At 65.0% G+C, this 26,295-nt stretch carries 23 protein-coding genes and 1 pseudogene; 13 read left to right on the top strand and 11 right to left on the bottom strand.

Features of this window, described 5'->3' with window-relative positions; translation table 11 throughout:
- Window positions 1-25 precede the first annotated feature (25 nt).
- The 3 genes from gspL to HV711_RS17930 are packed head-to-tail and all read left to right on the top strand — an operon-like array spanning window position 26 to window position 2,755.
- The gene (gene gspL, locus HV711_RS17940; RefSeq protein ID WP_035480375.1) at window positions 26-1,453 is read left to right on the top strand and encodes a type II secretion system protein GspL; all 1,428 of its coding nucleotides are present in this window, start codon (window positions 26-28) and stop codon (window positions 1,451-1,453) included.
- On the top strand, window positions 1,450-1,953 hold the full coding sequence (locus HV711_RS17935; protein ID WP_013590097.1) for a type II secretion system protein M: 504 nt from the start codon (window positions 1,450-1,452) through the stop codon (window positions 1,951-1,953). Before gspL ends, HV711_RS17935 begins: the two co-directional genes overlap by 4 nt.
- Before the next feature lie 22 nt (window positions 1,954-1,975).
- Window positions 1,976-2,755 carry a type II secretion system protein N gene (locus HV711_RS17930; protein WP_013590098.1) on the top strand — a complete coding sequence of 260 codons (780 nt, stop codon included), beginning with the start codon at window positions 1,976-1,978 and terminating at the stop codon, window positions 2,753-2,755.
- A 47-nt stretch (window positions 2,756-2,802) separates the two neighbouring features.
- On the opposite strand, the gene HV711_RS17925 is transcribed toward HV711_RS17930, so the two are convergent.
- The gene (locus HV711_RS17925; protein ID WP_035480374.1) at window positions 2,803-4,386 is read right to left on the bottom strand and encodes an efflux transporter outer membrane subunit; all 1,584 of its coding nucleotides are present in this window, start codon (window positions 4,384-4,386) and stop codon (window positions 2,803-2,805) included.
- A gap of 212 nt (window positions 4,387-4,598) precedes the next feature.
- The gene (locus HV711_RS17920) at window positions 4,599-4,955 is read right to left on the bottom strand and encodes a hypothetical protein (protein WP_035480373.1); all 357 of its coding nucleotides are present in this window, start codon (window positions 4,953-4,955) and stop codon (window positions 4,599-4,601) included.
- A 218-nt stretch (window positions 4,956-5,173) separates the two neighbouring features.
- Between HV711_RS17920 and HV711_RS17915 the strand changes: the two genes are divergently transcribed.
- Both HV711_RS17915 and HV711_RS17910 read left to right on the top strand, forming a co-directional pair.
- Complete coding sequence (locus HV711_RS17915; RefSeq protein ID WP_035480371.1) at window positions 5,174-5,716, top strand: MarR family winged helix-turn-helix transcriptional regulator; 543 nt, start codon at window positions 5,174-5,176, stop codon at window positions 5,714-5,716.
- A 132-nt stretch (window positions 5,717-5,848) separates the two neighbouring features.
- Window positions 5,849-7,447: a DHA2 family efflux MFS transporter permease subunit gene (locus tag HV711_RS17910; protein WP_013590102.1), complete on the top strand. Its 1,599-nt coding sequence runs from the start codon at window positions 5,849-5,851 to the stop codon at window positions 7,445-7,447.
- A gap of 18 nt (window positions 7,448-7,465) precedes the next feature.
- On the opposite strand, the gene HV711_RS17905 is transcribed toward HV711_RS17910, so the two are convergent.
- The 4 genes from HV711_RS17905 to ada form a co-directional block, all read right to left on the bottom strand.
- Window positions 7,466-7,999: a hypothetical protein gene (locus HV711_RS17905; protein ID WP_035480369.1), complete on the bottom strand. Its 534-nt coding sequence runs from the start codon at window positions 7,997-7,999 to the stop codon at window positions 7,466-7,468.
- Between the two features lie 260 nt (window positions 8,000-8,259).
- Window positions 8,260-9,876 carry a glutamate--cysteine ligase gene (gshA, locus tag HV711_RS17900; RefSeq protein WP_035480420.1) on the bottom strand — a complete coding sequence of 539 codons (1,617 nt, stop codon included), beginning with the start codon at window positions 9,874-9,876 and terminating at the stop codon, window positions 8,260-8,262.
- Between the two features lie 359 nt (window positions 9,877-10,235).
- The gene (locus HV711_RS17895; protein WP_035480367.1) at window positions 10,236-11,153 is read right to left on the bottom strand and encodes a DNA-3-methyladenine glycosylase family protein; all 918 of its coding nucleotides are present in this window, start codon (window positions 11,151-11,153) and stop codon (window positions 10,236-10,238) included.
- The gene (ada, locus tag HV711_RS17890) at window positions 11,150-12,316 is read right to left on the bottom strand and encodes a bifunctional DNA-binding transcriptional regulator/O6-methylguanine-DNA methyltransferase Ada (protein WP_035480365.1); all 1,167 of its coding nucleotides are present in this window, start codon (window positions 12,314-12,316) and stop codon (window positions 11,150-11,152) included. Before ada ends, HV711_RS17895 begins: the two co-directional genes overlap by 4 nt.
- A 418-nt stretch (window positions 12,317-12,734) precedes the next feature.
- Here ada and HV711_RS17885 point away from each other — a divergent pair, with 418 nt between their 5' ends.
- A complete protein-coding gene (locus HV711_RS17885) occupies window positions 12,735-13,160 on the top strand; it encodes a VOC family protein (RefSeq protein WP_028362209.1) in 426 nt (141 codons plus the stop codon).
- A gap of 89 nt (window positions 13,161-13,249) precedes the next feature.
- On the opposite strand, the gene HV711_RS17880 is transcribed toward HV711_RS17885, so the two are convergent.
- Window positions 13,250-13,804: a YaeQ family protein gene (locus tag HV711_RS17880; RefSeq protein ID WP_035480419.1), complete on the bottom strand. Its 555-nt coding sequence runs from the start codon at window positions 13,802-13,804 to the stop codon at window positions 13,250-13,252.
- Window positions 13,805-13,947: 143 nt separating this feature from the next.
- Window positions 13,948-14,925 (bottom strand): LysR family transcriptional regulator, encoded by a 978-nt coding sequence (locus HV711_RS17875; RefSeq protein WP_013590109.1) that lies wholly within the window; start codon window positions 14,923-14,925, stop codon window positions 13,948-13,950.
- 147 nt (window positions 14,926-15,072) lie between these two features.
- Here HV711_RS17875 and HV711_RS17870 point away from each other — a divergent pair, with 147 nt between their 5' ends.
- The 5 genes from HV711_RS17870 to HV711_RS17850 all read left to right on the top strand — a co-directional run bounded on the left by HV711_RS17870 (window position 15,073) and on the right by HV711_RS17850 (window position 22,220).
- Window positions 15,073-16,521: an aldehyde dehydrogenase family protein gene (locus HV711_RS17870; RefSeq protein ID WP_013590110.1), complete on the top strand. Its 1,449-nt coding sequence runs from the start codon at window positions 15,073-15,075 to the stop codon at window positions 16,519-16,521.
- 132 nt (window positions 16,522-16,653) lie between these two features.
- Window positions 16,654-17,658: an arabinose ABC transporter substrate-binding protein gene (locus HV711_RS17865; RefSeq protein ID WP_013590111.1), complete on the top strand. Its 1,005-nt coding sequence runs from the start codon at window positions 16,654-16,656 to the stop codon at window positions 17,656-17,658.
- 116 nt (window positions 17,659-17,774) lie between these two features.
- Window positions 17,775-19,334 carry an L-arabinose ABC transporter ATP-binding protein AraG gene (araG, locus tag HV711_RS17860; RefSeq protein ID WP_028362207.1) on the top strand — a complete coding sequence of 520 codons (1,560 nt, stop codon included), beginning with the start codon at window positions 17,775-17,777 and terminating at the stop codon, window positions 19,332-19,334.
- Window positions 19,335-19,431: 97 nt separating this feature from the next.
- Window positions 19,432-20,436, top strand: coding sequence for an L-arabinose ABC transporter permease AraH (gene araH / locus HV711_RS17855; protein WP_013590113.1), 1,005 nt, complete (start codon window positions 19,432-19,434; stop codon window positions 20,434-20,436).
- A 50-nt stretch (window positions 20,437-20,486) separates the two neighbouring features.
- Entirely contained in the window at window positions 20,487-22,220 is a 1,734-nt protein-coding gene (locus HV711_RS17850) for an IlvD/Edd family dehydratase (RefSeq protein WP_035480363.1), read from the top strand.
- A gap of 284 nt (window positions 22,221-22,504) precedes the next feature.
- Here HV711_RS17850 and sap1 read toward each other — a convergent pair whose 3' ends face one another.
- Entirely contained in the window at window positions 22,505-22,843 is a 339-nt protein-coding gene (gene sap1, locus HV711_RS17845) for a surface attachment protein Sap1 (RefSeq protein ID WP_013590115.1), read from the bottom strand.
- 465 nt (window positions 22,844-23,308) lie between these two features.
- On the opposite strand from sap1, the gene HV711_RS17840 reads away from it, so the two are divergent.
- The gene (locus HV711_RS17840) at window positions 23,309-23,521 is read left to right on the top strand and encodes a hypothetical protein (RefSeq protein ID WP_374725903.1); all 213 of its coding nucleotides are present in this window, start codon (window positions 23,309-23,311) and stop codon (window positions 23,519-23,521) included.
- A gap of 64 nt (window positions 23,522-23,585) precedes the next feature.
- Here the strand turns inward: HV711_RS17840 and HV711_RS17835 are convergent, their stop codons facing one another.
- Complete coding sequence (locus tag HV711_RS17835) at window positions 23,586-24,011, bottom strand: HIT family protein (protein WP_035480361.1); 426 nt, start codon at window positions 24,009-24,011, stop codon at window positions 23,586-23,588.
- A gap of 63 nt (window positions 24,012-24,074) precedes the next feature.
- Window positions 24,075-24,602 carry an Lrp/AsnC family transcriptional regulator gene (locus HV711_RS17830; RefSeq protein ID WP_013590118.1) on the bottom strand — a complete coding sequence of 176 codons (528 nt, stop codon included), beginning with the start codon at window positions 24,600-24,602 and terminating at the stop codon, window positions 24,075-24,077.
- A gap of 151 nt (window positions 24,603-24,753) precedes the next feature.
- On the opposite strand from HV711_RS17830, the pseudogene HV711_RS17825 reads away from it, so the two are divergent.
- Window positions 24,754-26,202: pseudogene (locus tag HV711_RS17825) on the top strand (thiamine pyrophosphate-binding protein); the annotation flags it as partial.
- Window positions 26,203-26,295 lie beyond the last annotated feature (93 nt).

The raw sequence follows: 26,295 nt of genomic DNA, 5'->3' as shown, positions 1-26,295 counted from the left end.
ACGCCTTTCCCAGAGAGAGTGGCCTTTGAGCACGCTGATCGTCTTATTGCCGCCGCGTGATCCGGCGGTGCCGTCGCAGGAATGGCAACTGCCGGACTTGCCGTTCGTGCTGCTCGACAAGTCGGGACGCACGCAGCGGGCCGGGCGCTCGGCGCTCGCGCTGCTGCCGCGCGCCACGTCGACGGTGCTGATGGTCGCCGCGCGCGACCTGCTGATGATGCCCGCCACGCTGCCGCCGCTGCGCGGGCCGAAGCTGCGCCAGGCGTTGCCGAACATCGTCGAGGATCAGCTCATCCAGGACCCGCAAACCTGCCACATCGCCGTCGATCCGCAACCGGCCGCGGGCGGACGGCAGATCCTCGCGATCATCGACCGGGGATGGTTCCGTTTCATCTGCGAGGCGTTTTCCGCAGCGGGTCACCGCAGCCTGCGCGCGGTGCCGGTCACGCGCTGCCTGCCGGAGGCGCCGCTGTCCGCGCCGGTCCAGGTGGCCGAAGAAGCGACACAGACGGCGAACGCGCCCGAGCCGGCGCTGGCGGGCGCGGGCGCTTCCCTGCGCGAGGCGCCGCCGAAGCCAGGCGCGCCCAGTGCATCTGCCGACGCCGCATCGGAAGTCGTGCCGATGGTGGCGGCCGTGCTCGGCGCGGTCGTGCAAACGGCGCCGGCCATGCTGCTGGAAGGCGCGGCGCAAAGCGGCCCGCCGCGCGTCGAACTGGCGATTGCGCGCGGCGCGCAAGGCGAAGGGCTGGCCGTGCCCGCGAGCGCGGTGAACGCGACGCTCGCTGCCCTCGCCGGCGCCGCGCCGGTCTCGCTCCACATGCTGACCGAGGTGCCGGGCAACGAGCCGAGCCTCGGTGCGAGCAGCCCCGCGCGGCTGGCCGCCCATGTGCACGGCGCGAGTCCCTTGCCGTTCGAGCAGCTCGCGCGCCGCGCGCTCGCGTGCCGCTTCGATCTGTGCCAGTTCGAGTTCGCGTCGCAGCCGTGGCGGCTCGATCGCGCGACGCTGCGCCGCCTGCGCCTGCCGGTGCTGCTCGCGGTCGGCGCGCTGCTGGTCGCGATTGTCGGTGCCAATGTGCAGTGGCTGATGCTTTCGCGCCAGCGCGACGCCATCAACACGCAGATGACCGAGCTGCTGCTCAACGCCTTCCCGAAGACGACCGTCGTGCTCGATGCGCCCGATCAGATGTCGCGTCAATTGCAGCAGTTGCGCGTGGCTGCCGGCGAGCTGTCGCCCGACGACTTCCTCTCACTCGCCGATGGCCTCGCGCGGTCACTGCCGCCCGTGCCCGTCAACGGCATCGCCGCGCTTGACTATCACGACCGGCGGCTCGACGTCACCTTCAAGCCCGAGGTCAAGCTCGATCCGGATTTCGGCAAGCGCCTCGCGCGCAACGGACTCAATGGCGCGGTCGACAGCAATACCGGCAAGTGGACCATCAGGAACGGACAATGAAAGCTCAACTCGCTCAAACCTGGGCCGGCTTCTGGGAGCAGCGGACGGACCGCGAAAAAATGCTGCTGACGTGGGGCGGCGCACTGCTCGCGGTCGTGATCGCGTGGTCGGTGCTGTGGGCGCCCGCGCAGGAGGGGCGCGCGCGGCTGCGTGAGTCGCTGCCCACCTTGCAGCGCCAGCTCGCGCAGATGACGGCGCAAGCCAACGAAGCGCGCCAGCTTGCCGCGGCGGCTCAGGGCGTGGCGCCGACGGGCGGCGCGCTGAAGGACGCGCTCTCCGCGTCGCTGGCCGACCACGGTCTCGCGGCCACGCAGGTCCAGGTGATCGGCAACGCGGTGCAGGTGCAGATGAAAAACGCGTCGTTTCCCGCGTGGACGGCCTGGGTCGACGACGTGCGCCGCCAGTTCAAGGTGCAGGTCGCGGAAGCGCATGTGACCGCGCTGAAGGAAGACGGCCAGGTGGATCTGACGGCATCGCTGCAGCCATCCACGGCCAAATGAGCGCGCTGCCACGGGATCTCGCATGACTTACTGGATGCGGCGCCTGCGCGCCGCGCTGCCCTGGCTGCTGGTCGCCGTTTTCTCCAGCCTGGCCGTGATGCTCGCGATGTTGCCGGCCGCGTGGATCACGCCGCAATTCGCCCGGCAAAGCGGCGGACACGTGAACCTCGTCAACCCGGCAGGGTCGCTCTGGCACGGTTCCGCCACGCTGATGCTGGCCGCCGGTTCGGACATGAGCGCCGCGACGCTGCTGCCCGGGCGGATCGAATGGCACACGGCGTTCTGGCCGCTCTTCACGGGCCGCGTGCGCATGACCATGCGTCATAGCGAGGCGATGCCCGACCCGATTACCATCGACGCGACGCCGCGCAGTGCGAATGTGACGCCCGGCACGATTGCGGTGCCGGCTTCGCTGCTGAGTGGGCTCGGCGCGCCTTTTAACACGCTGGATCTGCAAGGCGATGTGCGGCTTTCGTGGTCCGACTGGCGCAGCTTCAATCGCGAGGCGTTCGGCCAGTTGACTGTCGCGCTGACCGACGTGAGTTCGCGTGTCTCGCCCGTGAAGCCGCTCGGTTCATATCAGCTCGTGTTTCAGGCGGAAGGCGCGTCGTCGACAGTCGAGTTGCGGACCGTCAAAGGACCGCTGATGCTGAGCGGGCGCGGCGTCGTCTCATCGGCTTCCACGTCGTTTCACGGAACGGCGAGCTCCGCGCCCGAGGCGCGCGACAATCTGGCGGGACTGCTGAATCTGCTCGGACGGCCGAGCGGGCCGAACGCGGTGATGTTGTCGTTCGTGCATTGAAGGCCGCGGCCACGCTTCGGCGCGGGCCGCATGCGACGCCCCGCGAGTTACCGGCTTTGCGCCTCCATCTGCGGCGAGGCTTCGCCGGATTGTGCAACCGGAGTCGCCGCTGGCGCCGAAGCGGATGACGGCAAAGGCGCGGGCGCCGCGACGTCGCCGGTTTCGCGGTTCATCTGCGAGACGTCCCAGCCGCCGCCGAGCGCCTTCACCAGCCCGACCGACGACACCATCCGCTGCCCCGCAATGGTCTGCAGCTTCTGCTCGGCCGTGAACGCAGTGGTTTGCGCGGTCAGCACGTTGAGAAAGCCGACTGTGCCCGCCTTGTATTCGTTCGTCACGATGGCGAGCGCCTGGCGCGCCGACTCCACGGCCTGCTGCTGCACCACGATTTCCCGTTCGAGGATGCGTTGGGACGCGAGGTTGTCCTCGACGTCCTGGAACGCCGTGAGCACCGTTTGACGATACGTGGCGACGCTCTCGTCATAAGCCGCGCGAGCCGCTTCGGTTTTCGCGCGGCGCAGCCCGGCGTCGAACAGGGTCGCCGCGAGTTGCGGCCCGACGGTCCAGAAGCGCGACGGCACGGTCAGCAACTGCGAGAAAACCGAACTCTGGAAGCCGCCGGTCGCCGACAAGGTCAGCGACGGAAAAAACGCGGCAATGGCGATGCCGATCTGCTCGTTCGCCGCTGCCGCCTTGCGTTCCGCCGACGCGATGTCGGGCCGCCGTTCGAGCAGCGCCGACGGCATCTGCGCGGGCACGGCGGGCGGCGTCGCGGTGAGCGGCATGGGCGGAAGGGAAAAGCTGGAGGCCGGTTCGCCGACGAGCACCGCAATGGCATGCTCGTCCTGGGCGCGCTGCACGCCGTTGTCGATCGCGGACGCCTGCGCCGATTGCAGCTGCGTCTGCGCCTGGATCACGTCCGAGCGCGCGGCCACGCCCGCGGCGTACTGGTTCTGCGTGAGTTGCAGCGAGCGCTGATAGGCGGCGACGGTCTCGTCGAGCAGTTTCTGGTTGGCGTCGAGCGCGCGCAGCGAGAAGTAGGTTTGCGCGAGCGTGGCCTGCGCCGACAGACGCGCGTTGGCGAGATCGGCGGCGGCGCTTTGCTGGCCGGCCTTCTGCGCGTTGACCGAGCGGCCGACCGAGCCCCACAGGTCGGGTTCCCAGGTGGCGTCGAGTTGCAGGTTGTAGCTGTTGTAGACGCCCGAGCGGCTGGCCGTGGTGGAACTTGCGCTCGACGAAGCACCGTTGCCCGAGCGCGTGGCGCCCGCCGACGCGCCGACAGTCGGAAAGTAGGCCGCGCGCGCCTCGCCCACCAGCGCGCGCGCCTGCCGGTAGGCGGCGGCATATTGCGCGATGGTCTGGTTGGCGGCGTTCAGCTTCTGTTCCAGTGCGTCGAGCTGCGGGTCCTGGTAGAGGGTCCACCACGCGCCGCGGTCCTGCTGGTCCGCCGGTTGCGCGACTTTCCAGCCGGGGGCGGCTTCCTTGTAGGACGCGGGAATCCCGGCGTCCGGGCGCTTGTAGTCGGGGCCGACCGCGCATGCGGCGACGAGACCGGCAACGGCCACTGCTACCGCGAGAGTCAGGACGCGAGGCGCACATGTCCGCGCGGACGGGATTCGGTCAGACTGCATGCATTGTTTCCTTCTGGACGCCACGTGCCGCCAGTGACGGCGCCGGCCTGTACGTGTGCCGGCATGTTAGCGTATGAGCCGGCTGGGCGCGGGAAACAGAAAGGTTAATGCGGGCAGCGAAGAAGGTGTGTTACCGACGACGTCGCGAAGGTTACGTGCTGTTACCGGGCGGTGGTTCAAAACCGCCCTGGCCGCTCATGCCTGCCGCCAATTCAGCCGCGCGATTCCGCGGAAGTCGCCTTGCGCGCCAGTTTGCCGGCCGCGGCCCGGCACGGTGCTTCACCGCGCGACTGGCAGGCGTTCGCTGCACCGTGCGCCGGAGCAGCAGCAGCGCTTGCCGCGCGCACGGGCGCGGCAGCGATTTCCAAGGATGCCCCCTTCGCGCCCTTGCGCCCCCGGCGATGCTCGAACCACGCCAGTACCGCGACCCCCACCGATCCGCCGGGCAGCACGAACAGCACGGCAAACAACGCGAGCTTCCACCAGCGATGCGGACCCTGGAAGCTGTGCAAAGCGGAATCGGTCAGAGAGCGGCTGAGGCCGCCGAGGGTGTTTTTCAGGTACAGCATGGGCGGAACATCCTTAGGTCGCGCCGACTTGGCGGCGCGATAAAAAAGCGGTCAGAACATAGTCTCGGGTGGCGCGGATCGCGTAACTCGTTGCTTAATATAATATTGACTATGCAAGTAAATTTCAAGATACTGTGCGCGATGCACGGCCGCGGTGTTGTTTTTCGGCGGATCGCGCGCCTGCCACTCCGGCCTGCTGCCCTGTCCATGAATTCAAGATGACTGACGGTCCTTACAAAGCCGACGAAATCCGGCTCGATACGAGTCTCGGCTATTACCTGTCGAAAGCGCGCAACGTGCTGGTCGAGCGTACTGACCGGGCCGTTAAACCGCTCGGGCTGACGGCGCAGCAGATCGGCGTGATCCTGATGCTCGCCGCCGGGCGCGCGAACACGCCGTTCGAGCTGTCGCGCGTCATGTCATACGACAGCGGGTCGATGACCCGTCTGCTGGATCGCCTTGAAAAGAAAGGCTTTTTGCTGCGCACGCGCAGCGATGCGGACCGCCGGATGGTGAAACTGGAGCTGACCCAGCAAGGGCAGGACGCGGCGCGGCAGTTGCCCGGCATCGGCGCCGCCGTGCTGAACGAGCAGTTGCGCGGCTTTTCGGCCGCCGACCTCGCGACGCTGATCGATCTGCTTGGCCGTTTCATTGCCAACGGGATCGACGCCGGCTCCAACGCAGGCTGCGGTTTGTGCGCCGGGGCCGGACCGTCCGATGCCGGACTTGACGATTCATCGCCGGAAAACGGCAAGCATTAACTGACTGATGCCTCTTGAAGGCGTAGTTGCAATCCGGTCTCTGTCTGGGCAGAGTGTGATGGGGCATGTAACCGGCCCTACGGATTAAGCGATCCACCTAGCGACAATCTTTCCGCGCTGAGGAGAACAACCATGGCCGCTACGGCTACCAACGCTGCCGAACCCGCGGCACAACCAGCCGCTCCATCCGCCACGCCGCCTGCGGCCGAGCCCGCACCGCTGACGGGCGGCGCGCTCGCGCTGCTGACCGTCGGACTGGCGCTCGGCACCTTCATGGAGGTGCTGGACACGTCGATTGCGAATGTTGCCGTGCCGACCATCTCCGGCAGTCTCGGCGTCGCCACGAGCCAGGGCACGTGGGTGATCTCGTCGTATTCGGTGGCTTCGGCGATCGCCGTGCCGCTCACCGGCTGGCTTGCGCGGCGCGTCGGCGAAGTGCGCCTCTTCACACTGTCCGTGCTGCTCTTCACGATCGCCTCGGCGCTGTGCGGTTTTGCGCAGAACTTCGAGTCGCTGATCGTCTTCCGGCTCGCGCAAGGGCTCGTGTCCGGGCCGATGGTGCCGCTCTCGCAGACTATTCTGATGCGCTCCTATCCGCCGGAGAAGCGCGGGCTCGCACTGGGACTGTGGGCGATGACCGTGATCTGCGCGCCGATCTTCGGGCCTGTGATGGGCGGCTACATCACGGACAACTACACGTGGCCGTGGATCTTCTACATCAACGTGCCGATCGGCCTCTTTTCCGCGGGCTGCGCGTTCGTGCTGCTGCGCGGGCGCGAAACGAAGACCACGCAGCAGCGCATCGACGCGGTCGGCCTTTCCTTGCTCGTGATCGGCGTGGCGTGCCTGCAGATGGTGCTGGACCTCGGCAAGGATCGCGACTGGTTCAACTCCACGTTCATCGTGACGCTCGCGGTCATCGCGGTGATCTCGATTGCATTCATGCTGGTGTGGGAGATGACCGAGAAAGAGCCCGTCGTCGATCTGTCGCTCTTCAAGGACCGCAACTTCGCGCTTGGCGTGGTCATTATCTCGTTCGGCTTTATGGCTTTCTTCGGCTCGGTGGTGATTTTTCCGCTGTGGCTGCAGACCGTGATGGGCTACACCGCCGGCCTCGCGGGTCTTGCCACCGCGCCGGTCGGCATACTCGCGCTGTTCCTTTCGCCGCTGATCGGCAAGAACATGCACCGGCTGAACCTGCGCGTCATTGCGAGCTTCGCGTTCATCGTGTTTGCATTCGTGTCGCTGTGGAATTCCACCTTCACGCTCGATGTGCCGTTCAACCACGTGATCTGGCCGCGCCTCGTGCAAGGCATCGGCGTGGCCTGCTTCTTCGTGCCGATGACGACCATTACGTTATCGAGCGTGCCGGACGAACGGCTCGCGAGCGCATCCGGCCTGTCGAACTTTTTCCGGACGCTGTCCGGCGCGATCGGCACCGCGATCAGCACGACTTACTGGGAAAACGACACCATTCGCCATCACGCGCTGCTGGTCGATAACGTCAACGTGTACACCGCGAACACCAACGCGTACACGAATGCGCTGGCCGGCGTGGGTCTTTCCGGCGACAGCATCACCGCGCAGCTGAACCAGGTGGTGACCGCGCAGGCTTATATGCTGGCCACCAACGACTTTTTCCGCATTTCGTGCGCGGCCTTCCTCGTGCTCGCCGTGCTCGTGTGGATCACGAAACCGCGCAAGGGCGTGGGTCCTTCAATGGGGCACTGAGCGCGCGCCGGGCGCTGCTTACTGACTGGCTGCCGCGCCAGCCGACGGCGCGGCCGACTGTCCTTGCCGCGCCTCCGGGTGCATGGCGGCGGACGCCGGCTGCGACGGTTTCGCGTCGTTTCCTTGTGTGCCGGCCGCTGTGCCGCGCACGTACTGCTTGAAGTCGGCGCCCGCTTCCCACGGGTTCGGCTTGCAGCCGAGCGATCCGTCGCAATGCGCAGCAAAGCCGATTGTCGCCGTGCCGTCGGGATTGGGCGTGCGGGTGATCTGATACGCGAGCGCGCGCTTGCCGCCGTCGGGGCCGGCGGTTTGGATGAGCGTGTCGGTGGCGGCTTCGACCTTGTATTTCGAATGGCTGGTCACCCACGTTTGCGCGCGCTGCCACCAGAGGTCGCACTCGGCCTTGTTCGAGCACGTGAGCGGCGTGGTTGCAATCTGCATGACGTCGGGATCGACCTGTCCCTGCGTCGAGCATCCGGCCGCGGCCATGGCCGCAATGGCCGCGATGGCGACGCTCGCGTCGCGCAATGTGGGCAACAGACCTTTATTCATCACGTTGATCTCCCTCTCGCTAGCGTGTCATAAAAGTTTGGACCGTCTTGCGCGGAGCGTGTTTCGTCTGGATCAGAGAAACGTGGAAAGGCGCGAATAATTTGCCGACGAGGCCGCGGTTCGCCGACGTTTTGCGTAGTCGTTACCGCGAGGTGAAGCAGGCAATAAAAAAGCGGCTCGGGGAGCCGCTTTGCTGTCTTGCCGCGAATGGGCGGCAAATGAGCCGCAAGTGGTCCGCAACTGAGCCCGAGCTGCTGTACTCACACGCTGAACCGGTTCAACGTATACGCCCGATAAGCCGCGACGAACGCATCGAACGAGCCGATCTCCTCGCGCTCCAACTTCGCCTGTTCCTCGAGCGACTGCGCGGCAAGATCCGCGAACGCTTTCGCCGTGCCCGCGTCGAGCGGATGCGCGCGGAAATACGCCGCGTGCGCCTCGCTCTGTTCAAGACCGAATTCGAGGAAGCTTTGCTGCTTGTCGCGCATCGTCTGCAGCACGCGTGCGGACGGCGTCAGCGACGGATCGGCCAGCTTCGCCCGCTGCACGGCAACGGAGCGCGCGTGCGCGTCGCCGCCGTGCAGCGCGTCGAGCGCGGCTGCCGCGGCGTCGATCTTTGCGAACAGTTCGTCGGCCCATTCGGTCATCGCCACAGCCTGGCCGTCGCGGACGAGTTCCAAGCCGGGCTTGCGCCCTTCCGTCGTGACGCGCGCGAAATTCTGGTTGGCTTCGCAATACGTGGGCGGCGGCAGCGGCGCGCTGTCGTCGAGCGCGCACACGAGCAGGTAGGCGTCGAGAAAGCGCGACGTCTCCAGCGAAATGCCGACCGGCTCGAACGGATCGATGTCCATGCAGCGCACTTCGACGTATTGCACGCCGCGCGCGGCGAGCGCATGCAGCGGACGCTCGCCGGGATAAGTCACGCGCTTCGGACGGATCGTCGAGTAAAACTCGTTTTCGATCTGCAGCACATTCGTGTTGATCTGCACCCACTCGCCGTCGCGCTGTGTGCCGATCGCCTCATACGCGGGATACGGCTGGCTCACGGCTTTGGCGAGCGCGTCGAGATAGCCGGGCAGCGTGTCGTAGTCGGCGTGCAGCGCGGCTTGCGCGGTGGTGTTCGAGTAGCCGAGGTCGCTCATGCGCAGGCTCGTCGCATAGGGGCGGTACAAGGTGTCGGCGTCGAAAGTGTCGAGCGTGTGTTTGCGGTCGCGCAAAAAGCGGCAGTCGAGCGCGGGCGACGCGCCGAACAGATACATCAGCAGCCAGTTGGTGCGGCGGAAATTACGGATCAGCGCGAGATAACGGTCGGACTGAAAATCGACGGCGCTCGCGGTGGATTGCTGGTCCGCGTGCAGGAACCGCCACACTTCTTCGTTCAGCGAATAGTTGTAGTGAATGCCCGCGATGCATTGCATCGTGCGGCCATAGCGCAGCGCGAGGCCGACGCGGTACACGTACTTCAGCTTGCCGATATTCGACGTGCCGTAGTTCGCAATCGGAATGCCTTCGTCGGTGTCGGGCAACAGCCCCGGCATGGAGTTGTTCCAGAGAATCTCGTCGCCGAGTTCCGCATAGACGAAACGATGCAGCGTATCCAGTTTCTCGAGCGTCAGCGCGACGTCGTGCTCAGCGGGCGTGATCAGTTCGAGCAGCGCTTCCGAATAGTCGGTGGTCAGCGACGGATGCGTCAGCGCCGAACCCAGCGCGCGTGGGTGAGGCGTCAACGCGAGCTGGCCCGCATGCGTGACGCGCAGGCTTTCTCTTTCTATGCCGCGCAGGCCGCGCAGCAGCGCGTCGCGCTGCGGCCCGGAAGTCAGCACGGACAGGCGGTGCGAAAACGCGTCGGTCGTGCGGGATGAGGTCGTGTTTGGCATTGATGCGGGTCGGGCGTTGTCGGCCGCCATGTGCCGCGCGGCTGCCGGCTGGCAGTCTCGTGCGGTCGACAACGTTCGGCAAGATTTTCAGTAGCGGGCACTTTAACATCTCGCCACCGCGCCTGCTTGAGGCCGCTTCAGCGGGCGTTTGCGGGCCGCCGGCACGTGTGTTTGCCCGCCGCAAGTGCGGATTTGGCCACACGGTTTCCAGGTTATTCCGGGCATTTATTCTGGACGTTTCGCCAGCCGGAGTTTCAGTAGCGTGCCGGGCTTCGCGCTTCGGCCTTCAGGCTTCAGGCTTCAGGCCTCGGCACGGCGTCGCTTTTCGTCAAAGGGCTCGATATCAGCCGCCGGTGCGCCTAACCGCCGCGTGCGGCCCCGGCCCGGTCCGCCACCTCGTTCCACAGATGCATGGCCGCATAAGCGCGCCACGGGCGCCACGCGTCGGTGCGGGTGCGCTGCTGCGTGGGCCGCACGAGCGACGGGTCGCGCGCGCAGATCGACTGCATCAGCACGAGGTCCCACGCGGGCCACGCGTCGGGATCGCGCCACGCGCGCATCGCCACATATTCGACGGTCCAGGGGCCGATGCCGGGCAGCGCGAGCAATGCGGCGCGCAGGGTGTTGGCGTCGGCGGCGGCGCTGTCGAGCGGCACGTCGCCGCTCGCGACAGCGTGCGCAAATCCTTGCAGCGCGGCGACGCGTTTGCCAGGCATGCCGATCTGCGCAAGGTCGGCGCGTGCCAACGCTTCAGGCGTGGGAAAGCGCCACGCGGTGTTCTCATGCGCATGCCCTTCGATACGCTCGCCCGTCCGCTGGACCAATCGTCCGATGATGGTGGTCGCGCCCTTCACACTGATCTGCTGGCCGACGATCGCGCGCACCACCAGTTCGAAGCCGGACCACGCGCCGGGCACGCGCAGTCCGGGCGCCGCCTCGACGAGCGGCGCGAGCCAGGGGTCCTCGGCGAGAGCCGTGCCGATCTTTTTTGGGTCGGCCTTCAGGTCGAACATCTTCGCAATCGGCGCGGCTAGCGCATCGGCGTGACGGCTGACCGGGCCTTCGAGGCTCGCCACCAGACAACGCTTGCGCGGGTGCGGGCGCACGCTCAGCGTGCCGCTCTCGCCGGCCCATTCGATCGCGCGGCGGTACGCGCCGTCTTCCACGGCTTCCACGCCGGGCGTTGCGCGTCCGCCGAAGAAGCGCAACAGGCGCGGCCAGTCGAACGGCGGTTTATAGGGGAGTTCAAGGGTGGTGACGTCGTCGAGCGTGCTCACGCAGCGTGATCCAGTTTGGTGGCGAGGGTTGAGATGGAAGCGGTGCCGGCATCGTCGGCGCAAACGTGCTGGGCGTGCTGCGCCTCGTTCTCGAGCAGCGCGGCTTTGCGCGGCAAGCCCCAACGATAGCCGGCGAGCGCCCCGCCCTTTTGCACCACGCGATGACACGGAATGGCCAGCGCAACCGGATTGTTCGCGCACGCGCTGGCCACGGCACGCACAGCGCGCGGCGCACCGACGGCTTCGGCAATCTCCGAATAGCTGCGCGTTTCGCCGTAGGGAATGCGCCGCAGCGCGTCCCATACCCGCTGGCGAAAGGCCGTCGCCGCGATGTCCAGCGGCAGCTCGACCTGCTGACGCGTGCCGCGCAGATAGGCGTCGATCTGCGCAATGAACGGCGCGAGCCGCTCGCCATCCTCGAGCAGTTCTGCATTGGCCAGTTCGCCGCGCAATTCGTCCATCAGACAAGCGGTGTCGTCGGCGAAACCGATCTTGCAGATGCCTTTGTCGGTCGCGGCCACCAGCACGAAGCCGAGCGAGGTCGGCGCGCTCGCGTAGCGCACGGTCAGCCCCGCGCCCTTGCGGCGGTATTCGGAGGGCGCCATGCCCAATTCCGCCGACGCGCTGTCGTACATCCGCGAAGGCGAATTAAAGCCGGCGTCCAGCGTGGCGCGCGTGACGTCCGCGCCGCTCCTGAGCGCATCGCGCAACGCGGCGCCGCGCCGCGCCGCCTGATATTGACGCGGCGACACGCCCACCACCCGCTTGAACAGCCGCTGCAGGTGGAACGGGCTGACATGCACGGCGTCGCTCAATTGCGCGAGCGTAAGGCGCTGCTGCGGATCGGCGTCGAGCGCGGCGCACGCCCGGTTGACGATGTCGAGTTCGCGCGGCAAGCCGCCCGGCTGACAGCGCTTGCAGTCGCGAAAGCCGGCGGCGCGGGCCGCGGCGGCATCGGCGAAAAAGGCGACGTTTTCACGACGCGGCTGGCGCGATGCGCACGACGGGCGGCAAAACACGCCCGTGGTCGTCACGCCGTAGAAGAAAGCGCCGTCCGCGAGCGGATCGCGGCGCGTGACGGCTTCCCAGCGTTCGTCGTCGGAATGCCAGGCGGCGCTGCGGCGGGTCGTGTCGGTTTCTGTGGGATGAGGCGTGCGGTTCATGATGATGTCCCGATAGTGCTGTCGATGAGCTTATTCCATGCTCACCAATGTAGGCCGCATCCCGACACGGTACGCTCCGGATCTTGCCGTGTCATTGCGCTTCCTCGTAGGCAGCGGGTGTCCTTGGGCCACTGCGCGCCCGCCAACTGGTCGTTTTGCCCCAACCTGCGACAAATTTCCACGATGTCGGGTTTTCCCCTAAAAAGTTATTGCGTCGCACCAAGCGCGTGTGTATATTAGTACCTGTCTCCTCCATGTCTCCTCCTGATATGGATTCAGCCCGCTCCACATAGAGCGGGCTTTTTTTCGTCTGTACATTTTGTTCGCACGGCCGATTCCGGCTCCGTGAACGTCGGCCCCGCTTTCTCCTAAACTGGCTGTTCACCGTCAGAACGCCAGCCTCAGGAGGCCTTCCAATATGAAGATTCATATCCGCGAGATCGATCATGTGGTGATCCGGGCGACTAATGTCGACGCCATGGCGCGCTTTTACTGCGACGTGCTCGGTTGCAGTCTCGAGAAGGAGCAGCGCGAGCTTGGTCTCACGCAATTGCGCGCGGGGCGGTCGCTGATCGACCTGCTGCAGGTGGGCGCGAAGATCGACCGGCCGGAGAACGGGGCGCCCGGCGCGGCGCGCAACATGGATCACGTGTGTCTGCGCGTCGAACCATTCGACGCCGAAGCGCTCAAGGCGCACCTCGCCACACACGGCGCGCGTCTTGGCGAAGAAGGAGTGCGTTATGGCGCGGACGGCTATGGGCCGTCGCTGTATCTGTTCGACCCGGAGGGAAACATGGTCGAATTGAAGGGGCCGCCGGAGGCCGCGCGCGTGACGTCGCTGTGACGGGCTCGCGCGGTCCGGGTAAGGCTCGCGCGAGCGAAGCTCAGGCTTCCGCGGCTCAGGCTCGGGCGCCGCAGCCCAGACGCCGCAACTCAGGCGTTGGCGGGCGCCTTCAACACCGTCCAGTCGATCTTGACCGCGTCGGCCTCGGCACTGCCGAGCCACGCTTCGCCGTCCTGCACCGTGCATTGCAGGCGCATCGTGCGTTCCGCGAGCGAGCCGAGCTCCGCCGCCACATTTTCGCCGAGCGACCACACCGTCACATTGCGCATGCGCTCGACCTTGTTGCGCACGCCCTGCCACCAGATGTCCGAAGCCCGGCCGCCGTAGGCGATCACGACCACGTCGTTGGAGCGGCCGCTCGCCTTGGCGATGCGCCGCTCGTCCGGCTGGCCGACCTCGATCCAGGTTTCGATGGCGCCCGTCAGGTCCTTTTGCCAGAGATCCGGCTCGTCCACGTCCGACAAGCCCTTGCAGAATTCGAGCCGTTCCTGCGCGAAGAGCGCGAACGCGGCGACGCGCACCATCATCCGCTCGTCCGTTTCCGACGGATGACGCGCGATGGTGAGCGAATGATCGGCGTAATAGTGCCGGTCCATGTTGGCGATCTGCAGTTCCGCCTTGTAAATCGTCGATTTGAGAGCCATGCCGTTGCTGAACCAGACGCTCGCTCCACCGGAGCGAACGGAAAATGAGTCGTCGACGGCGCGCTGCCGTTTTCCGTGTTTGTTATACATATCGCGTCCCTCCCGCGCTCCGAGGCGTCTGCCTTATACAGGGGAAGGAGCATTTATCGAGCCACGGCCGCCTCCGACGGCGCGCCGTAGACCTCGCTGGCCGCCTCCCGCAGCGCTTCCAGTACGACGGAAGCCGCCGGCGACAAGAGGTGCGACTGGCGCGTGATGATACCGAAAGTATCCATCCTGCACGGTAAATCGATCGGCAGACGCTTCAATACACCGTACTGTTGGTACTGACCCGCCACTTCGTTCGGCAAAACCGCCAACATGTCGCTCTGCAGCAGCAGGCTGGAAATCGCGAGGAAGTTGTTGGTATTCACCACGTTTTGCGGCGGATTCAGGCCGATTTGCGAAAACATCAGATCGAACCGGTGCCGCAGCACGCTGCCGGGCGGATGCAGCACCCAGCTCGCGTTGACGATGCCGCGCAAGGTCAGCCCCGTCTCGTTTTCGAGCGGATGGCCCGGCCGCGCGACGACGCACAGCGGCTCGTCCGCGAGCGGTTCATAGCGGACTTCGGTCTTGAACTGGTTCTGCCGCTCCAACACCCGGCCGATCATGATGTCGAGCTCACCCTCGGCGAGCCGCGGCAGCATCACGTCGGAGGTTTCGACTTCCGCCCACATTTGCAATTGCGGATAGCGCTCCTTCACGCTCGCGATCGCGCGCGGCACCATGGTCGCCGCCGCCGCCGCAATCACGCCGATCCGCACCTGCCCGGCGAGCCCCGCGCGTAGCGCCGAGATTTCGTCGTGCGCGTGGCTCAGGTTAGAGAGCACCATGCGTGCATGGCGGATCATCACCTCGCCGTACAGCGTTGCGTGCATGCCGTGCGGCGTGCGATCGAAAAGGCTCACGCCCAGCATGTCTTCCAGCTCCTTGAGGAGCCGTGAGGCGGCCGGCTGCGTCATGCCGAGCACGTCGGCGGCGCGCCGCACGTTGCCCTCTTCTTCCATGGCGGCGAGCAGCAGCAATTGCCGCGTCTTCAGCCGCGCCCGGACGAACCAGTTCGAGTAGCTACGCGTCATGGCCTGTCTCCAGCGTCTCTTGTCGTTGGCTGAATGATGCCATACCGGAATTGTTATCGGGATAGCTCAAAAAGGGATTGGAAAGTTATTGCCCCCGCTCATACCATTCGTGGACTTTCATGCATCTCACGTGGCGCCCTTCCGTCGATGAACCGCGATCCGCTCGTCCCGCTCGTTGCCAGCCCGCTGCGCCATTACATCAATGGCGGCTGGGAGACGGGCGCGACCACGGGCGTTTCGCTGAATCCGTCGGATCTGGACGACCCGGTCGGCGAATACGTGCGCGCCGACGTGCGCCAGACCGACAGTGCGATTGAAGCCGCCAACGCGGCCTTCGGCGAATGGTCGCTGAGCTCCGGTCAGCGCCGCGCAGACGCGCTGGACGCGATCGGCAGCGAAATGCTCGCGCGCCGCGACGAGCTCGGCCGTCTGCTTGCGCGCGAAGTCGGCAAGACCTTGCCCGAGGCGCTCGCGGAAGCCACCCGCGCGGGCCAGACGTTCAAGCTGCTCGCCGCCGATGCTCAGCGCGCGTACTCGGAGCCGGTCGCCTCGGCGCGCGCGGGCGTCGAAATCGACATGACGCGCGAGCCCCTCGGCGTGGTCGGCATCATCGCGCCGTGGAGCGCGCCGCTCGCGATTGCCGCAGCCAGGATCGGCGCCGCGCTGGCGCATGGGAATTGCGTCGTCTTCAAGCCGGCCGAGTCGACGCCGGCTTGCGCGGCGGCGCTTGCGTCCATTGTGAGCCGCGCGGGTCTGCCGGCGGGCGTGTTCAATCTCGTGATGGGCAGCGGCCGCCAGGTCGGCGCGCGGATCGTCGCGCATCCGCTTGTCGCGGGTATCAGTTTCAGCGGCTCGGCGGAAACCGGCACGCGTGTGCTGCAGGCCGCCGCGGCCCGGCAGGCGCGCGTGCAGCTGGAGATGGGCGGCAAGAATCCGTTCGTCGTGCTGGCCGACGCGGACCTCGACATTGCCGTCGATGCGGCGTTGACCGGCGCCTACGGCTCGACCGGCCAGCGCAGCACGGCGGCGGCGCGGTTGATCGTCGAACGCGCGATGCATGAGCCGTTTGTCGATGCGCTGCGGGCAAGGCTCGCCCAGCTCACCGTCGACCACGCGCTCAAGCACGGCACCGACATGGGCCCGGTGGCGAACGCCGCGCAGCTCGAGCGCAATCTCGACTATGTGCGCATCGCCGCGCAGGAAGGCGCGCAGCTGCTGCACGGCGGCCGGCGCCTCGAACGCGCGACGCGTGGCTACTTCTTCGAGCCCGCGTTGTTCGCGGGCGAAGCCGAACAGCGGATTGCGCGCGACGAAATCTTCGGGCCGCTCGCGGTCGTGCTGCGCGCCGACGATTACGAGCACGCGCTGCACCTGGCGAACGACAGCGCCTATGGCCTGTGCGCCGGCATCTGCACGCGCTCGCTGTCTCGCGCGCGGCATTTCCGCCGTCATGTGCACAGCGGCCTCGTCACGATCAATCTGCCGACGACGGCAGTCGAGCATCACGCGCCGGGCGGCGGGCGCAAGGCGTCCGCGTACGGCTCGACCGACGCTGCGTTCTGGACGGCCGTGAAAACGGCTTATGTCGCGAGTTGAGCCGGTGACGCACATGCACATCGCCACCGGCATCGATCCACTCATCCGCTTTTCAAGTCCCGGCTAACGCCGTGTATCGCCTCGCTGCACATAAATGAAATTAATGCAGCTTTTCAACCTCAGGAGACAGACATGACCAGCAAGCTTCGCCGTTTGACGCTGACCGCGATTGCCGCGGCCACCCTTGCCGCGCCCTTCGCGATGCAGCTTTCCGCCCATGCGGACCAGCCGCTCAAAGTCGGCTTCCTTGTGAAGATGCCGGAACAGGCGTGGTTCATCAACGAACAGAAAGCCGCGACCGCGCTCGGTCAGAAGGACGGCTTTTCGGTGGTGAACATCGGCACGCCGGACGGTGAAAAAGTACTGTCCGCCATCGACAATCTCGGCGCGCAAGGCGCAAAGGGCTTCGTGATCTGCGCGCCCGACGTGCGCCTCGGACCGGCAATTCAGGCGCGCGCCAAGCGCTACAACATGAAGTTCGTGACGGTGGACGACCAACTGGTCGATTCCAGCGGCAAGCCGCTTGCCAACGTGCCGCACCTCGGCATGTCCGCGTTCAAGATTGGCAACCAGGTCGGCCAGGCGATCAGCGACGAAATGAAGCGCCGCGGCTGGAAGCCGGAAGAAGTCGGCGCGCTGCGCATCACGAACTACGAGCTGCCGACCGCGAAGCTGCGCACCGACGGCGCGACGCAAACGCTGCTCGCCGGCGGCTTCAAGAAAGAGAACATTTTCGACGCGCCGCAAAAGACGACCGACGACGAAGGCGGCTTCAACGCATCGTCGCCGGTGCTCGCGCAGCATCCGAACATCAAGAAGTGGGTGATCTTCGCGCTGAACGAGGAAAGCGTGCTGGGCGGCGTGCGCGCGACCGAGCAGCTGCATATTCCGGCGGCGGACGTGATCGGCGTCGGCATCAACGGCGCGGGCGAAGCCTTTGCCGAATTCCAGAAGAAGGAGCCGACCGGCTTCTACGGCACGATCGCCGTCAGCTCGACGATGCATGGCCGCGAGAGCACGGAAAACCTCGTCGAATGGATCAAGAACGGCAAGCAGCCGCCGGCCGACACGCAAACCACCGGCAAGCTGATGGTGCGCAGCAACTGGCAGGACGTGCGCAAGGAACTCGGTATTTAAGCCGCGTTTCGCTTTCGCACGCGGCGGGCCGCGCCGCAGTTCGCCAAATCGCCCATTCGCAACTCGCGTGAAGCGGGAGCGGCCCGCACAGCCTGTTCACCACTGAGGTTTTTTTGATGATGTCCTCACACACTGCGTCTTCCGCCGGCACTGCTGAGCCGGTGCAAGCGCTCTCGCCTGCGCTTGCGTCCACCGAGCCGTATCTGCAACTCGACGGCATTACCGTGCGTTTTCCCGGCGTGCTCGCACTCGACCAGGTGTCGCTCGAAGTGCGGCCCGGCGAAGTGCATGGCCTGATGGGCGAAAACGGCGCCGGCAAATCGACGCTGCTGAAAGTGCTCTCCGGCGTCAATCAGCCGGCTGCGGGCACGCTGTCGCTCGGCGGCGTCGAGCAGCAGTTCACGACGACGAAAGCGGCCATTGCGGCGGGCGTCGCGATCATCTATCAGGAACTGCATCTCGTGCCCGAGCTGACGGTCGCGGAAAACCTGATGCTCGGCGCGCTGCCCAATCGCTTCGGTGTGCTGGACGAAAAGACGCTGGCGGCGCGCGCGCTGCACGAGCTCGAACGGCTCGGCGAAAAAATCGACCCGTCGCAGCAGGTGAAGAATCTGTCCATCGGTCAGCGGCAGATGATCGAGATCGGCAAGGCGCTGATGCGCGACGCGCGCGTGATCGCGTTCGACGAACCGACCAGTTCGCTGTCGTCGCGCGAGACCACGCAACTGTTCCGGATCATTCGCGCGTTGCGGGCTGAGGGCCGCGCGATCATCTACGTCACGCATCGCATGGACGAGGTCTACGAGTTGTGCGACCGCGTGACCGTGTTCCGCGACGGCCGCCGCATCGATACGTTCGACGCAGGCGCCGGGCTCGACCGCGATCGTTTGATCAGCTGCATGGTGGGCCGTTCTATCGCGGACGTGTACGGCTATCGCACGCGCGAACTCGGCGACGTGCAGCTCGACGTGAAAGGCGTCCTGGGTCCGGGCCTGCGCGAGCCCGCCACTTTTTCCGCGCGCAAGGGCGAAATTGTCGGCTTCTTCGGACTCGTGGGCGCGGGGCGCTCGGAGTTGATGAAGCTCATCTACGGCGCGGTGAAGCCGACCGCCGGCGAAATCACGCTCAAAGGCAAGCCGGTGCGCTTTGCCACGCCGCGCGACGCGGTGCGCGCGGGCGTCGCGCTCTGTCCGGAAGATCGCAAGCAGGAAGGCATTGTCTCGATCGCTTCGGTATCCGACAACCTCAATATCAGCTGCCGCCGGCATTTCAGCCGTTTCAACGTGCTCAACGGCCGCAAGGAAGCGCAGACCGCGAAGGAGTTCATCGGCAAGCTCGCCATCAAGACACGCAATGGCGAGACGCCGATCGGCACGCTCTCGGGCGGCAATCAGCAGAAGGTGATCTTGTCGCGCTGGCTCGCCGAAGAGATCGACGTGTTTCTGATGGACGAACCCACGCGCGGCATTGACGTCGGCGCGCGCAGTGAAATTTACGGACTGCTGTATGGACTCGCCGAAGCGGGCCGCACGGTGATCGTGGTGTCGAGCGACCTGGCGGAAGTGATCGGCGTGACGGATCGCGTGATCGTGATGAAGGAAGGACGCCTCGTCGGTGATCTGCCGAAAGCGCAGGCCACGCCCGACGCGCTCATCAAGCTCGCCCTGCCCCGCTAGACATGCCGGCTCCATCTTCGCCCATCGCCGGCCGAACCGAACGCAACTGAATGGCGCCGCTGAACCGAAACTGCGGCATTGAAACGGAACACACATCATGAATACACCTTCAACCGAATCCTCCACGCCGGCCGTCGCCTCGGCAGGCTTGAGTGCGCGCGCCGCGCGCACGTGGGATCTGATCAACAAGTCCGGCATCGTGATGGTGTTCGTCATCCTGTTCGCGGTGTTGTCGTTCACCGTGCCCGACTTCCTCAGCTCGCGAAATATTCAGGGCCTGCTGCTTTCCGTCACGCTGATCGGTTCGATCTCCGTGACGATGATGTTCGTGCTCGCGCTCGGCGAAGTGGATCTGTCGGTCGCCTCGATCGTAGCGTTTGCCGGCGTGGTGGCGTCGACGCTCATCACGGCGACGCATAGCGTGCTGCTCGGCGTGGCCGCGGGTGTGGTCGCGGGCGGCGTGGTCGGGCTCGTGAACGGCGTGCTCGTGGCACGCTACAAGATCAACTCGCTGATCGTCACGCTTGCGATGATGGAAGTCGTGCGCGGCCTCGCGTACATCACGTCGAGCGGCGACGCGGTGATGATTTCCGAAGAACGATTCTTCGACCTGGGCGGCGGCTCGTTCCTCGGCATTTCGTATCCGATCTGGAGCAACATCATCGGCTTCGTGCTGTTCGGTTTTCTGCTGAAGAAAACCGTGTTCGGCAAGAACGTGCTGGCTGTCGGCGGCAATAGCGAGGCGGCGCTGCTCGCAGGCCTGCCCGTCACCCGCATCAAGATCACGGTGTTCGTGCTGCAGGGTCTCGTTACCGGTTTTGCGGGCGTGATGCTTGCGTCGCGTATGAGTCTCGGCGATCCGAAAACGTCGGTCGGCCTGGAGCTCGGCGTGATTTCCGCGTGCGTGCTCGGCGGCGTGTCGCTGACTGGCGGCGTTGCGACGATTTCCGGCGTGCTGGTGGGCGTGCTCATCATGGGCTCGGTGCAGGACGCGATGAGCCTGATGAATGTGCCGACTTTCTATCAATACCTGATTCGCGGCGGGATTCTGCTGCTCGCGGTGCTGTTCGACCAGTTCCGCCGCAGCAAGCGCGTGCACTGAAACATTCCGATTGCGCGCCCCGCTCTACACGTTTGCCAACAGGAGATTTCATGGCTGATTCCAACCAGACTAAAAAGCCGCTGCGCAGCCAGGCGTGGTTTGGCCTCAAGGACCGCGACGGGTTTCTGCATCGCTCGTGGATGAAAAACCAGGGCATTCCGCACGACGAATTCGACGGACGTCCGGTGATCGGCATCTGCAATACGTGGTCGGAACTCACGCCTTGCAACGCGCATTTCCGCGAACTCGCCGAGTATGTGAAAAAAGGCGTGCACGAGGCCGGCGGCCTGCCGCTCGAATTTCCGGTGATGTCGCTTGGCGAAACGAATCTGCGGCCGACGGCCATGCTGTTTCGCAACCTCGCTTCGATGGATGTCGAGGAATCGATCCGCGGCAATCCGATGGACGGCGTGATTCTGCTCGTCGGCTGCGATAAAACGACGCCCGCGCTGCTGATGGGCGCGGCGTCCTGCAATCTGCCGGCGCTCGCCGTGTCGGGCGGACCGATGCTGAACGGCCGCTTTCGCGGTAAGCATATCGGCTCGGGCACGGGCGTCTGGCAGATGTCGGAGGAAGTGCGCGCCGGCACGATGACGCAGGAAGAATTCACCGAGGCCGAGTCGTGCATGAACCGCTCGCGCGGCCACTGCATGACAATGGGCACGGCTTCCACGATGGCTTCGATGGTCGAATCGCTCGGCATGGGTTTGCCGCACAACGCGGCCATTCCGGCGGTCGACGCGCGCCGTCAGGTGCTCGCGCATATGGCCGGCCGACGCATTGTCGACATGGTCCGCGAGGATCTGACGATGGACAAGATCCTGACGCGCCAGGCGTTCGAAAACGCGATTCGCACGAACGCGGCGATTGGCGGCTCGACCAATGCGGTCGTGCACCTGATCGCGCTGGCCAAGCGCATCGGCGTGGAGCTCTCGCTGGAAGACTGGGAGCTCGGCTCCAACGTGCCGTGTCTCGTGAACCTGCAGCCGTCGGGCGAATACCTGATGGAAGATTTCTACTACGCGGGCGGGTTGCCGGCGGTGCTCAAGCAACTCGGCGAACAGGGTCTGTTGCATCGCGAAGCGTTGACGGTCAACGGCAAGACGATCTGGGACAACGTGCGCAACGCCCAGAATTACGACGAGAAAGTCATCACCACGTTCGCCGAGCCGTTCAAGGCGAAGGCGGGCATTGCCGTGCTAAAGGGCAATCTCGCGCCGAACGGCGCGGTGATCAAGCCGTCGGCGGCCACTGCGGAACTGCTGAAACACCGCGGCCGTGCGGTGGTGTTCGAGAACATCGAGGAACTGCACGCGAAGATCGACGACGAGTCGCTCGACATCGACGAGAACTGCATCATGGTGTTGAAGGGTGCCGGGCCGAAGGGCTATCCGGGCTTCGCCGAAGTGGGCAACATGCCGTTGCCGAAAAAGGTGCTGCAAAAAGGCATTACGGACATGGTGCGCATTTCCGACGGACGCATGAGCGGTACCGCGTACGGCGCGGTGGTGCTGCACGTGTCGCCGGAAGCGGCCGCGGGCGGCCCGCTTGCCCTCGTGCGAACCGGCGACATGATCGAACTCGACGTGGAGGCGCGGCGCCTGCACCTCGAAGTCAGCGACGAGGAGCTCGAGCGCCGGCGCGCAGCGTGGCAGGCGCCCGAGTCACCCAAGCGCGGCTACTACAAGCTCTACGTCGAGCACGTGCTGCAGGCGGATCAGGGTGCGGACCTCGACTTCCTGGTCGGTTCGAGCGGCGCGCCGGTGCCGCGCGATTCTCACTGACAGACGCGAGCGGGTCGACCAGATAAAACGTGTTTCTGCGCTTTGCGAGAAGGCGTACTGCCGATGCGGATGATATGCCGCATCGGTTTTTTTTCGCTTCGTGTGTTATCTCGCTGCGCAAAATAAAAATCGGCGGGACACCTAACCGTGTCTCGCCGATTTTTTAATCGCAAGCTTGCCGTCTCCGGTATTTAAAGCCGGAGAATGCGCATGTTCGCACTGCGCTCCCGCGTATTATCGGGGCGCGTGCGTGACGACGCGCTAAAAGCCGAAGCGCGAAAAGCTTATTGCTTGATGAATCGGTCGTTTGCCCAGAGGCCTTGCGTGTCGCTATTGCCGGCATTCACGAACTCGAAGTCGTGACCGACCACGCGCACCACGCGGAAGCTCGAATTCTCCGGCGTGGAAACGCATTGGTATCCAGAGAAGAACTCCTGCATTTTCTGCTGTTCACCGGCTTGCGCGTGCTGGTCGACGGCGTCGAGCTTGTCTTTCGACAGGCAGCCATACGAGTTGGCCTTGAACTGAATGGTCTGCTGCGGCTTGATCACGACGTCTTGCGCCTGAACGGTTGCGGCAGCCAGACTTGCAATGGCGAAAACAAGGGCGAGTCGAGTTTTCATAGTTCCTCCGGTGCGGGCCAAATGCTCAGGTTAGCTATGTATTTAACTCCATCGTCTAACCCGCACCTTGCACTTTAGGAGAACGCCGCAGAACAACAAGCACATCTTGTGTGCGGTTGCAACAGCGGCGAATTGTCGCACCGCGCGGCGCAGGTGCCTAAACCTTAGGCAGCCGGAAAAAGCGGCGAAACTGCAATGGATAACTAAACGACCCGGCATGCGCACCGCTTTCACCAGTAATGGTTTGCGGCCCGCATTAGCGTAAACGCGAGAGTCGATTTAAGCGATTTACTACAAACGGAAATGCGCTTGGTGCATTGCACACAAAGTCGTTCATATCGTCGCACGCAGGACGCGAATTAAAGCGGCAGATGCAGAAGATAAACAATGCCAGCTCACGTTCTATGTGGTGCGCACAGGTTAATGCGCGGTGGTCGGCAGTGCGGGTACGTGCGGTGCTCTAGAATGGATTCCATGCTCGAGCAAACGGAGGCCACCGTGATCGAGAACGTGATATTGGGCGTTTTTCTTGTCCTTCCGCTGCTGATCGTCGCGTTTCTTTTCTCCGACGAATTGTGGCAGGAACACCGGCATTTGCACGACATGCGTCCGCTGCATGCAAAGCCGCGGCGGCTGGACTGGCGCCATCCGCTGCGTCGTTCGCGGCATCGGCTGTAAGCGGCGCGTGTGTGCTTGACGCGATACACCGGCGCGCCGCATGCGAGTGCCTGAGCGCAGTCCGTCAATCCGCGCGCCAGTGCGCTCGGATGCGTTTGGCCAGCGCTTCGAGCGTGTCCGCGTCGGCGACCTCGCGGGCGTGCAGGCGCAGCGGCTGGCCTTCCCAACGCGGAATCACGTGAAAGTGCACGTGCGGCACCGTCTGGCCCGCCGCCGCGCCGTTGAACTGGCCGATGAATATGCCGTCCGGTTGCAACGCCGCGCGCACCGCAATGGCGAGCTTTTGCGTCATGCGCATGCAGGCCACCGTCGCCGCGTCCGACAAATCGAAAATCTCCGCGGCGGCTTCCTTCGGCACGACCAGCACGTGGCCCTCGGCCTGCGGCATCAGATCCATGAAGGCGAGCGCTGCATCGTTTTCCGCGACCTTGATGCACGGTAGCTCGCCGCGCAGAATCTTCGCGAACGGATTGCTGTCGTCGTAGCTCATCGTTTTCTTCTCCTGATTAGTGGTCGTGCGTTTGCGCGAAGCGAGGGCCGCGTGCAGGACGCGTCAGCGCCAGTCGGTCGCGACGTCGTCTGGGTCCGTCAGCGTCAATCCGGACGCGGGCAGCGGCAGCGCCGTCTTGTAGCGCACCTGTTTCAGCGCAAAGCTCGAACGGATGTTGGAAATGCCGGGAATCTTCGTCAAATGATCGACGATAAAACGCTCGAGTGTCTGCATGTCCGGCATCACCACGCGCAACAGATAGTCGGCGTCGCCCGTCATCAGATAGCACTCCATCACCTCGGGGCGCTCCGCAATGGCCTGCTCGAAGCGCTGCAGCGCATCTTCCACCTGCTTTTCCAGACTCACCTGAATGAACACGTTGATGCGCAGCCCAAGCGGTTCCGGATTCAGCAGCGTGACCTGCTGCTTGAAGAGACCGAGCTTTTCGAGCGCGCGCACGCGGTTAAAACACGGCGTGGGCGACAGATTCACCGAGCGCGCCAGGTCGGCATTGGTGATGCGCGCGTTCTGCTGCAACTGGCTCAGGATGCCGATGTCGATGCGGTCAAGCCGCCGGGTTGGCGTGGTCATAGTTGAAATCTTCTGTGAGCGGTGGGAAATCCGGAACAAATAGCCTATCGCAGCCTAACATCTCAAGCAAATGAGACGCTCATTTTGCCGACTCGCAAGTACCATTGACTCACTCGATTGTGAACCGAACGCGTCGACACGGAGTGATGTCATGACGGATTTGTCCGGCGGTAGCGAGCAGTGGCGGACCCTCGGTGCAGCCCGTGCCGAGCCGGCGGACGCCGATCCGCAGGAAACCGCCGAGTGGCTGGAGGCGCTGGACGCCGTTGTCGAACACGTGGGCCGCGAGCGCGCGCAGTTTCTCTTCGACAGGCTGGCGAGCCATGCCGTCTCGCTCGGCGTCGAAGCGGCGCGCAACAATGTGACGCCGTACCGGAACACGATCGCGCCGGAGGACGAGCCGCGCTATCCGGGCAATCTGGAGCTGGAAGAGCGGCTTGCGGCCGCGCTCCGCTGGAATGCGCTGGCGATGGTGGTGCGCGCGAACAAGGCGTACGGCGAACTCGGCGGGCATATTGCGAGCTACGCGTCGGCGGCGGATCTGTTCGAGGTCGGCTTCAACCATTTCTTTCGCGCGTCGGCTTCGGAAAAAGGCGCGGGAGCAGGCGAGGGCGCGGGCGACCTCGTGTACTTCCAGCCGCACTCGTCGCCGGGCGTGTATGCGCGAGCGTATCTGGAAGGCTTTCTGTCGCAGGAGAACCTGCGGCATTACCGTCGCGAGATCGGCGGGCCCGGGCTGTGTTCGTATCCGCATCCGTGGCTGATGCCGGATTTCTGGCAGTTTCCGACCGGCTCCATGGGCATTGGCCCGATCAACGCGATTTATCAGGCGCGCTTCATGCGCTACCTCGCGAATCGCGGGCTCGCGCACACGCAAGGCCGCAAGGTGTGGGGCTTTTTCGGCGACGGCGAGATGGACGAACCCGAGTCGACCGGCGCGTTGTCGCTCGCCGCGCGCGAAGGGCTCGACAACCTGGTGTTCGTGATCAACTGCAATTTGCAGCGTCTGGACGGCCCGGTGCGCAGCAACGGCCGCATCACCGACGAACTCGAGGCGCATTTCACCGGGGCCGGCTGGAACGTGATCAAGGTGATCTGGGGTTCGGACTGGGACGCGCTGTTTGCGCGCGACCGCAGCGGCGCCTTGCTGCGCGCGTTTGCGCAGACCGTCGACGGCCAGTTCCAGACCTTCTCGGCTAACGACGGCGCCTACAACCGCGAGCGCTTCTTCGGCCAGAATCCGGAGCTCGCCGCGCTCGCCGGGCAATTGAGCGACGAAGATATCGACCGCTTGCGGCGCGGCGGCCACGACGCGCGCAAACTGCACGCCGCTTACGCAAAGGCACTTGCGCATCGCGGCCAGCCGACCGTGATTCTCGCGAAAACGATGAAGGGCTTCGGCATGGGTGCGGCGGGCCAGGGGCGCATGACGACGCATCAACAGAAGAAGCTCGATTACGACGACCTCAAGGCGTTTCGCGACCGCTTCCGCCTGCCGCTCACGGACGCGGACGTCGAACAGCTGAAGTTTTACAAACCCGCGGAAGACAGCCCGGAAATGCACTACCTGCATGCTCGCCGGGGGCAATGTCCCAGGCGTAGTTGAAGGTTGAAGGCGGCGGTTCGCCAGTGGAATCCGAGAGAATCGGGTTTCCAGGACCAACCTCCCGAACAGGGAACCAAGGAGAACCGC

This window comes from Paraburkholderia phenoliruptrix (assembly GCF_902859825.1).
Taxonomy (GTDB): Bacteria; Pseudomonadota; Gammaproteobacteria; order Burkholderiales; family Burkholderiaceae; genus Paraburkholderia; species Paraburkholderia phenoliruptrix.
The sequence above is the reverse complement of the archived record's forward strand: the minus strand, read 5'-3'. Positions and strand labels throughout refer to the sequence as shown.

Coding starts and splice junctions, on each gene's coding strand:
- HV711_RS17880 (WP_035480419.1), bottom strand. CDS start 13,804: ATGGCTCTCAAATCGACGATTTACAAGGCGGAACTGCAGATCGCCAAC.
- HV711_RS17835 (WP_035480361.1), bottom strand. CDS start 24,011: ATGAGCTACGACGACAGCAATCCGTTCGCGAAGATTCTGCGCGGCGAG.
- HV711_RS17915 (WP_035480371.1), top strand. CDS start 5,174: ATGACTGACGGTCCTTACAAAGCCGACGAAATCCGGCTCGATACGAGT.
- HV711_RS17935 (WP_013590097.1), top strand. CDS start 1,450: ATGAAAGCTCAACTCGCTCAAACCTGGGCCGGCTTCTGGGAGCAGCGG.
- araH (WP_013590113.1), top strand. CDS start 19,432: ATGAATACACCTTCAACCGAATCCTCCACGCCGGCCGTCGCCTCGGCA.
- HV711_RS17885 (WP_028362209.1), top strand. CDS start 12,735: ATGAAGATTCATATCCGCGAGATCGATCATGTGGTGATCCGGGCGACT.
- ada (WP_035480365.1), bottom strand. CDS start 12,316: ATGAACCGCACGCCTCATCCCACAGAAACCGACACGACCCGCCGCAGC.
- HV711_RS17910 (WP_013590102.1), top strand. CDS start 5,849: ATGGCCGCTACGGCTACCAACGCTGCCGAACCCGCGGCACAACCAGCC.
- HV711_RS17865 (WP_013590111.1), top strand. CDS start 16,654: ATGACCAGCAAGCTTCGCCGTTTGACGCTGACCGCGATTGCCGCGGCC.
- HV711_RS17875 (WP_013590109.1), bottom strand. CDS start 14,925: ATGACGCGTAGCTACTCGAACTGGTTCGTCCGGGCGCGGCTGAAGACG.
- araG (WP_028362207.1), top strand. CDS start 17,775: ATGATGTCCTCACACACTGCGTCTTCCGCCGGCACTGCTGAGCCGGTG.
- HV711_RS17930 (WP_013590098.1), top strand. CDS start 1,976: ATGACTTACTGGATGCGGCGCCTGCGCGCCGCGCTGCCCTGGCTGCTG.
- HV711_RS17920 (WP_035480373.1), bottom strand. CDS start 4,955: ATGCTGTACCTGAAAAACACCCTCGGCGGCCTCAGCCGCTCTCTGACC.
- HV711_RS17830 (WP_013590118.1), bottom strand. CDS start 24,602: ATGACCACGCCAACCCGGCGGCTTGACCGCATCGACATCGGCATCCTG.
- HV711_RS17870 (WP_013590110.1), top strand. CDS start 15,073: ATGAACCGCGATCCGCTCGTCCCGCTCGTTGCCAGCCCGCTGCGCCAT.
- gshA (WP_035480420.1), bottom strand. CDS start 9,876: ATGCCAAACACGACCTCATCCCGCACGACCGACGCGTTTTCGCACCGC.
- HV711_RS17925 (WP_035480374.1), bottom strand. CDS start 4,386: ATGCAGTCTGACCGAATCCCGTCCGCGCGGACATGTGCGCCTCGCGTC.
- HV711_RS17850 (WP_035480363.1), top strand. CDS start 20,487: ATGGCTGATTCCAACCAGACTAAAAAGCCGCTGCGCAGCCAGGCGTGG.
- HV711_RS17840 (WP_374725903.1), top strand. CDS start 23,309: ATGGATTCCATGCTCGAGCAAACGGAGGCCACCGTGATCGAGAACGTG.
- HV711_RS17905 (WP_035480369.1), bottom strand. CDS start 7,999: ATGAATAAAGGTCTGTTGCCCACATTGCGCGACGCGAGCGTCGCCATC.
- sap1 (WP_013590115.1), bottom strand. CDS start 22,843: ATGAAAACTCGACTCGCCCTTGTTTTCGCCATTGCAAGTCTGGCTGCC.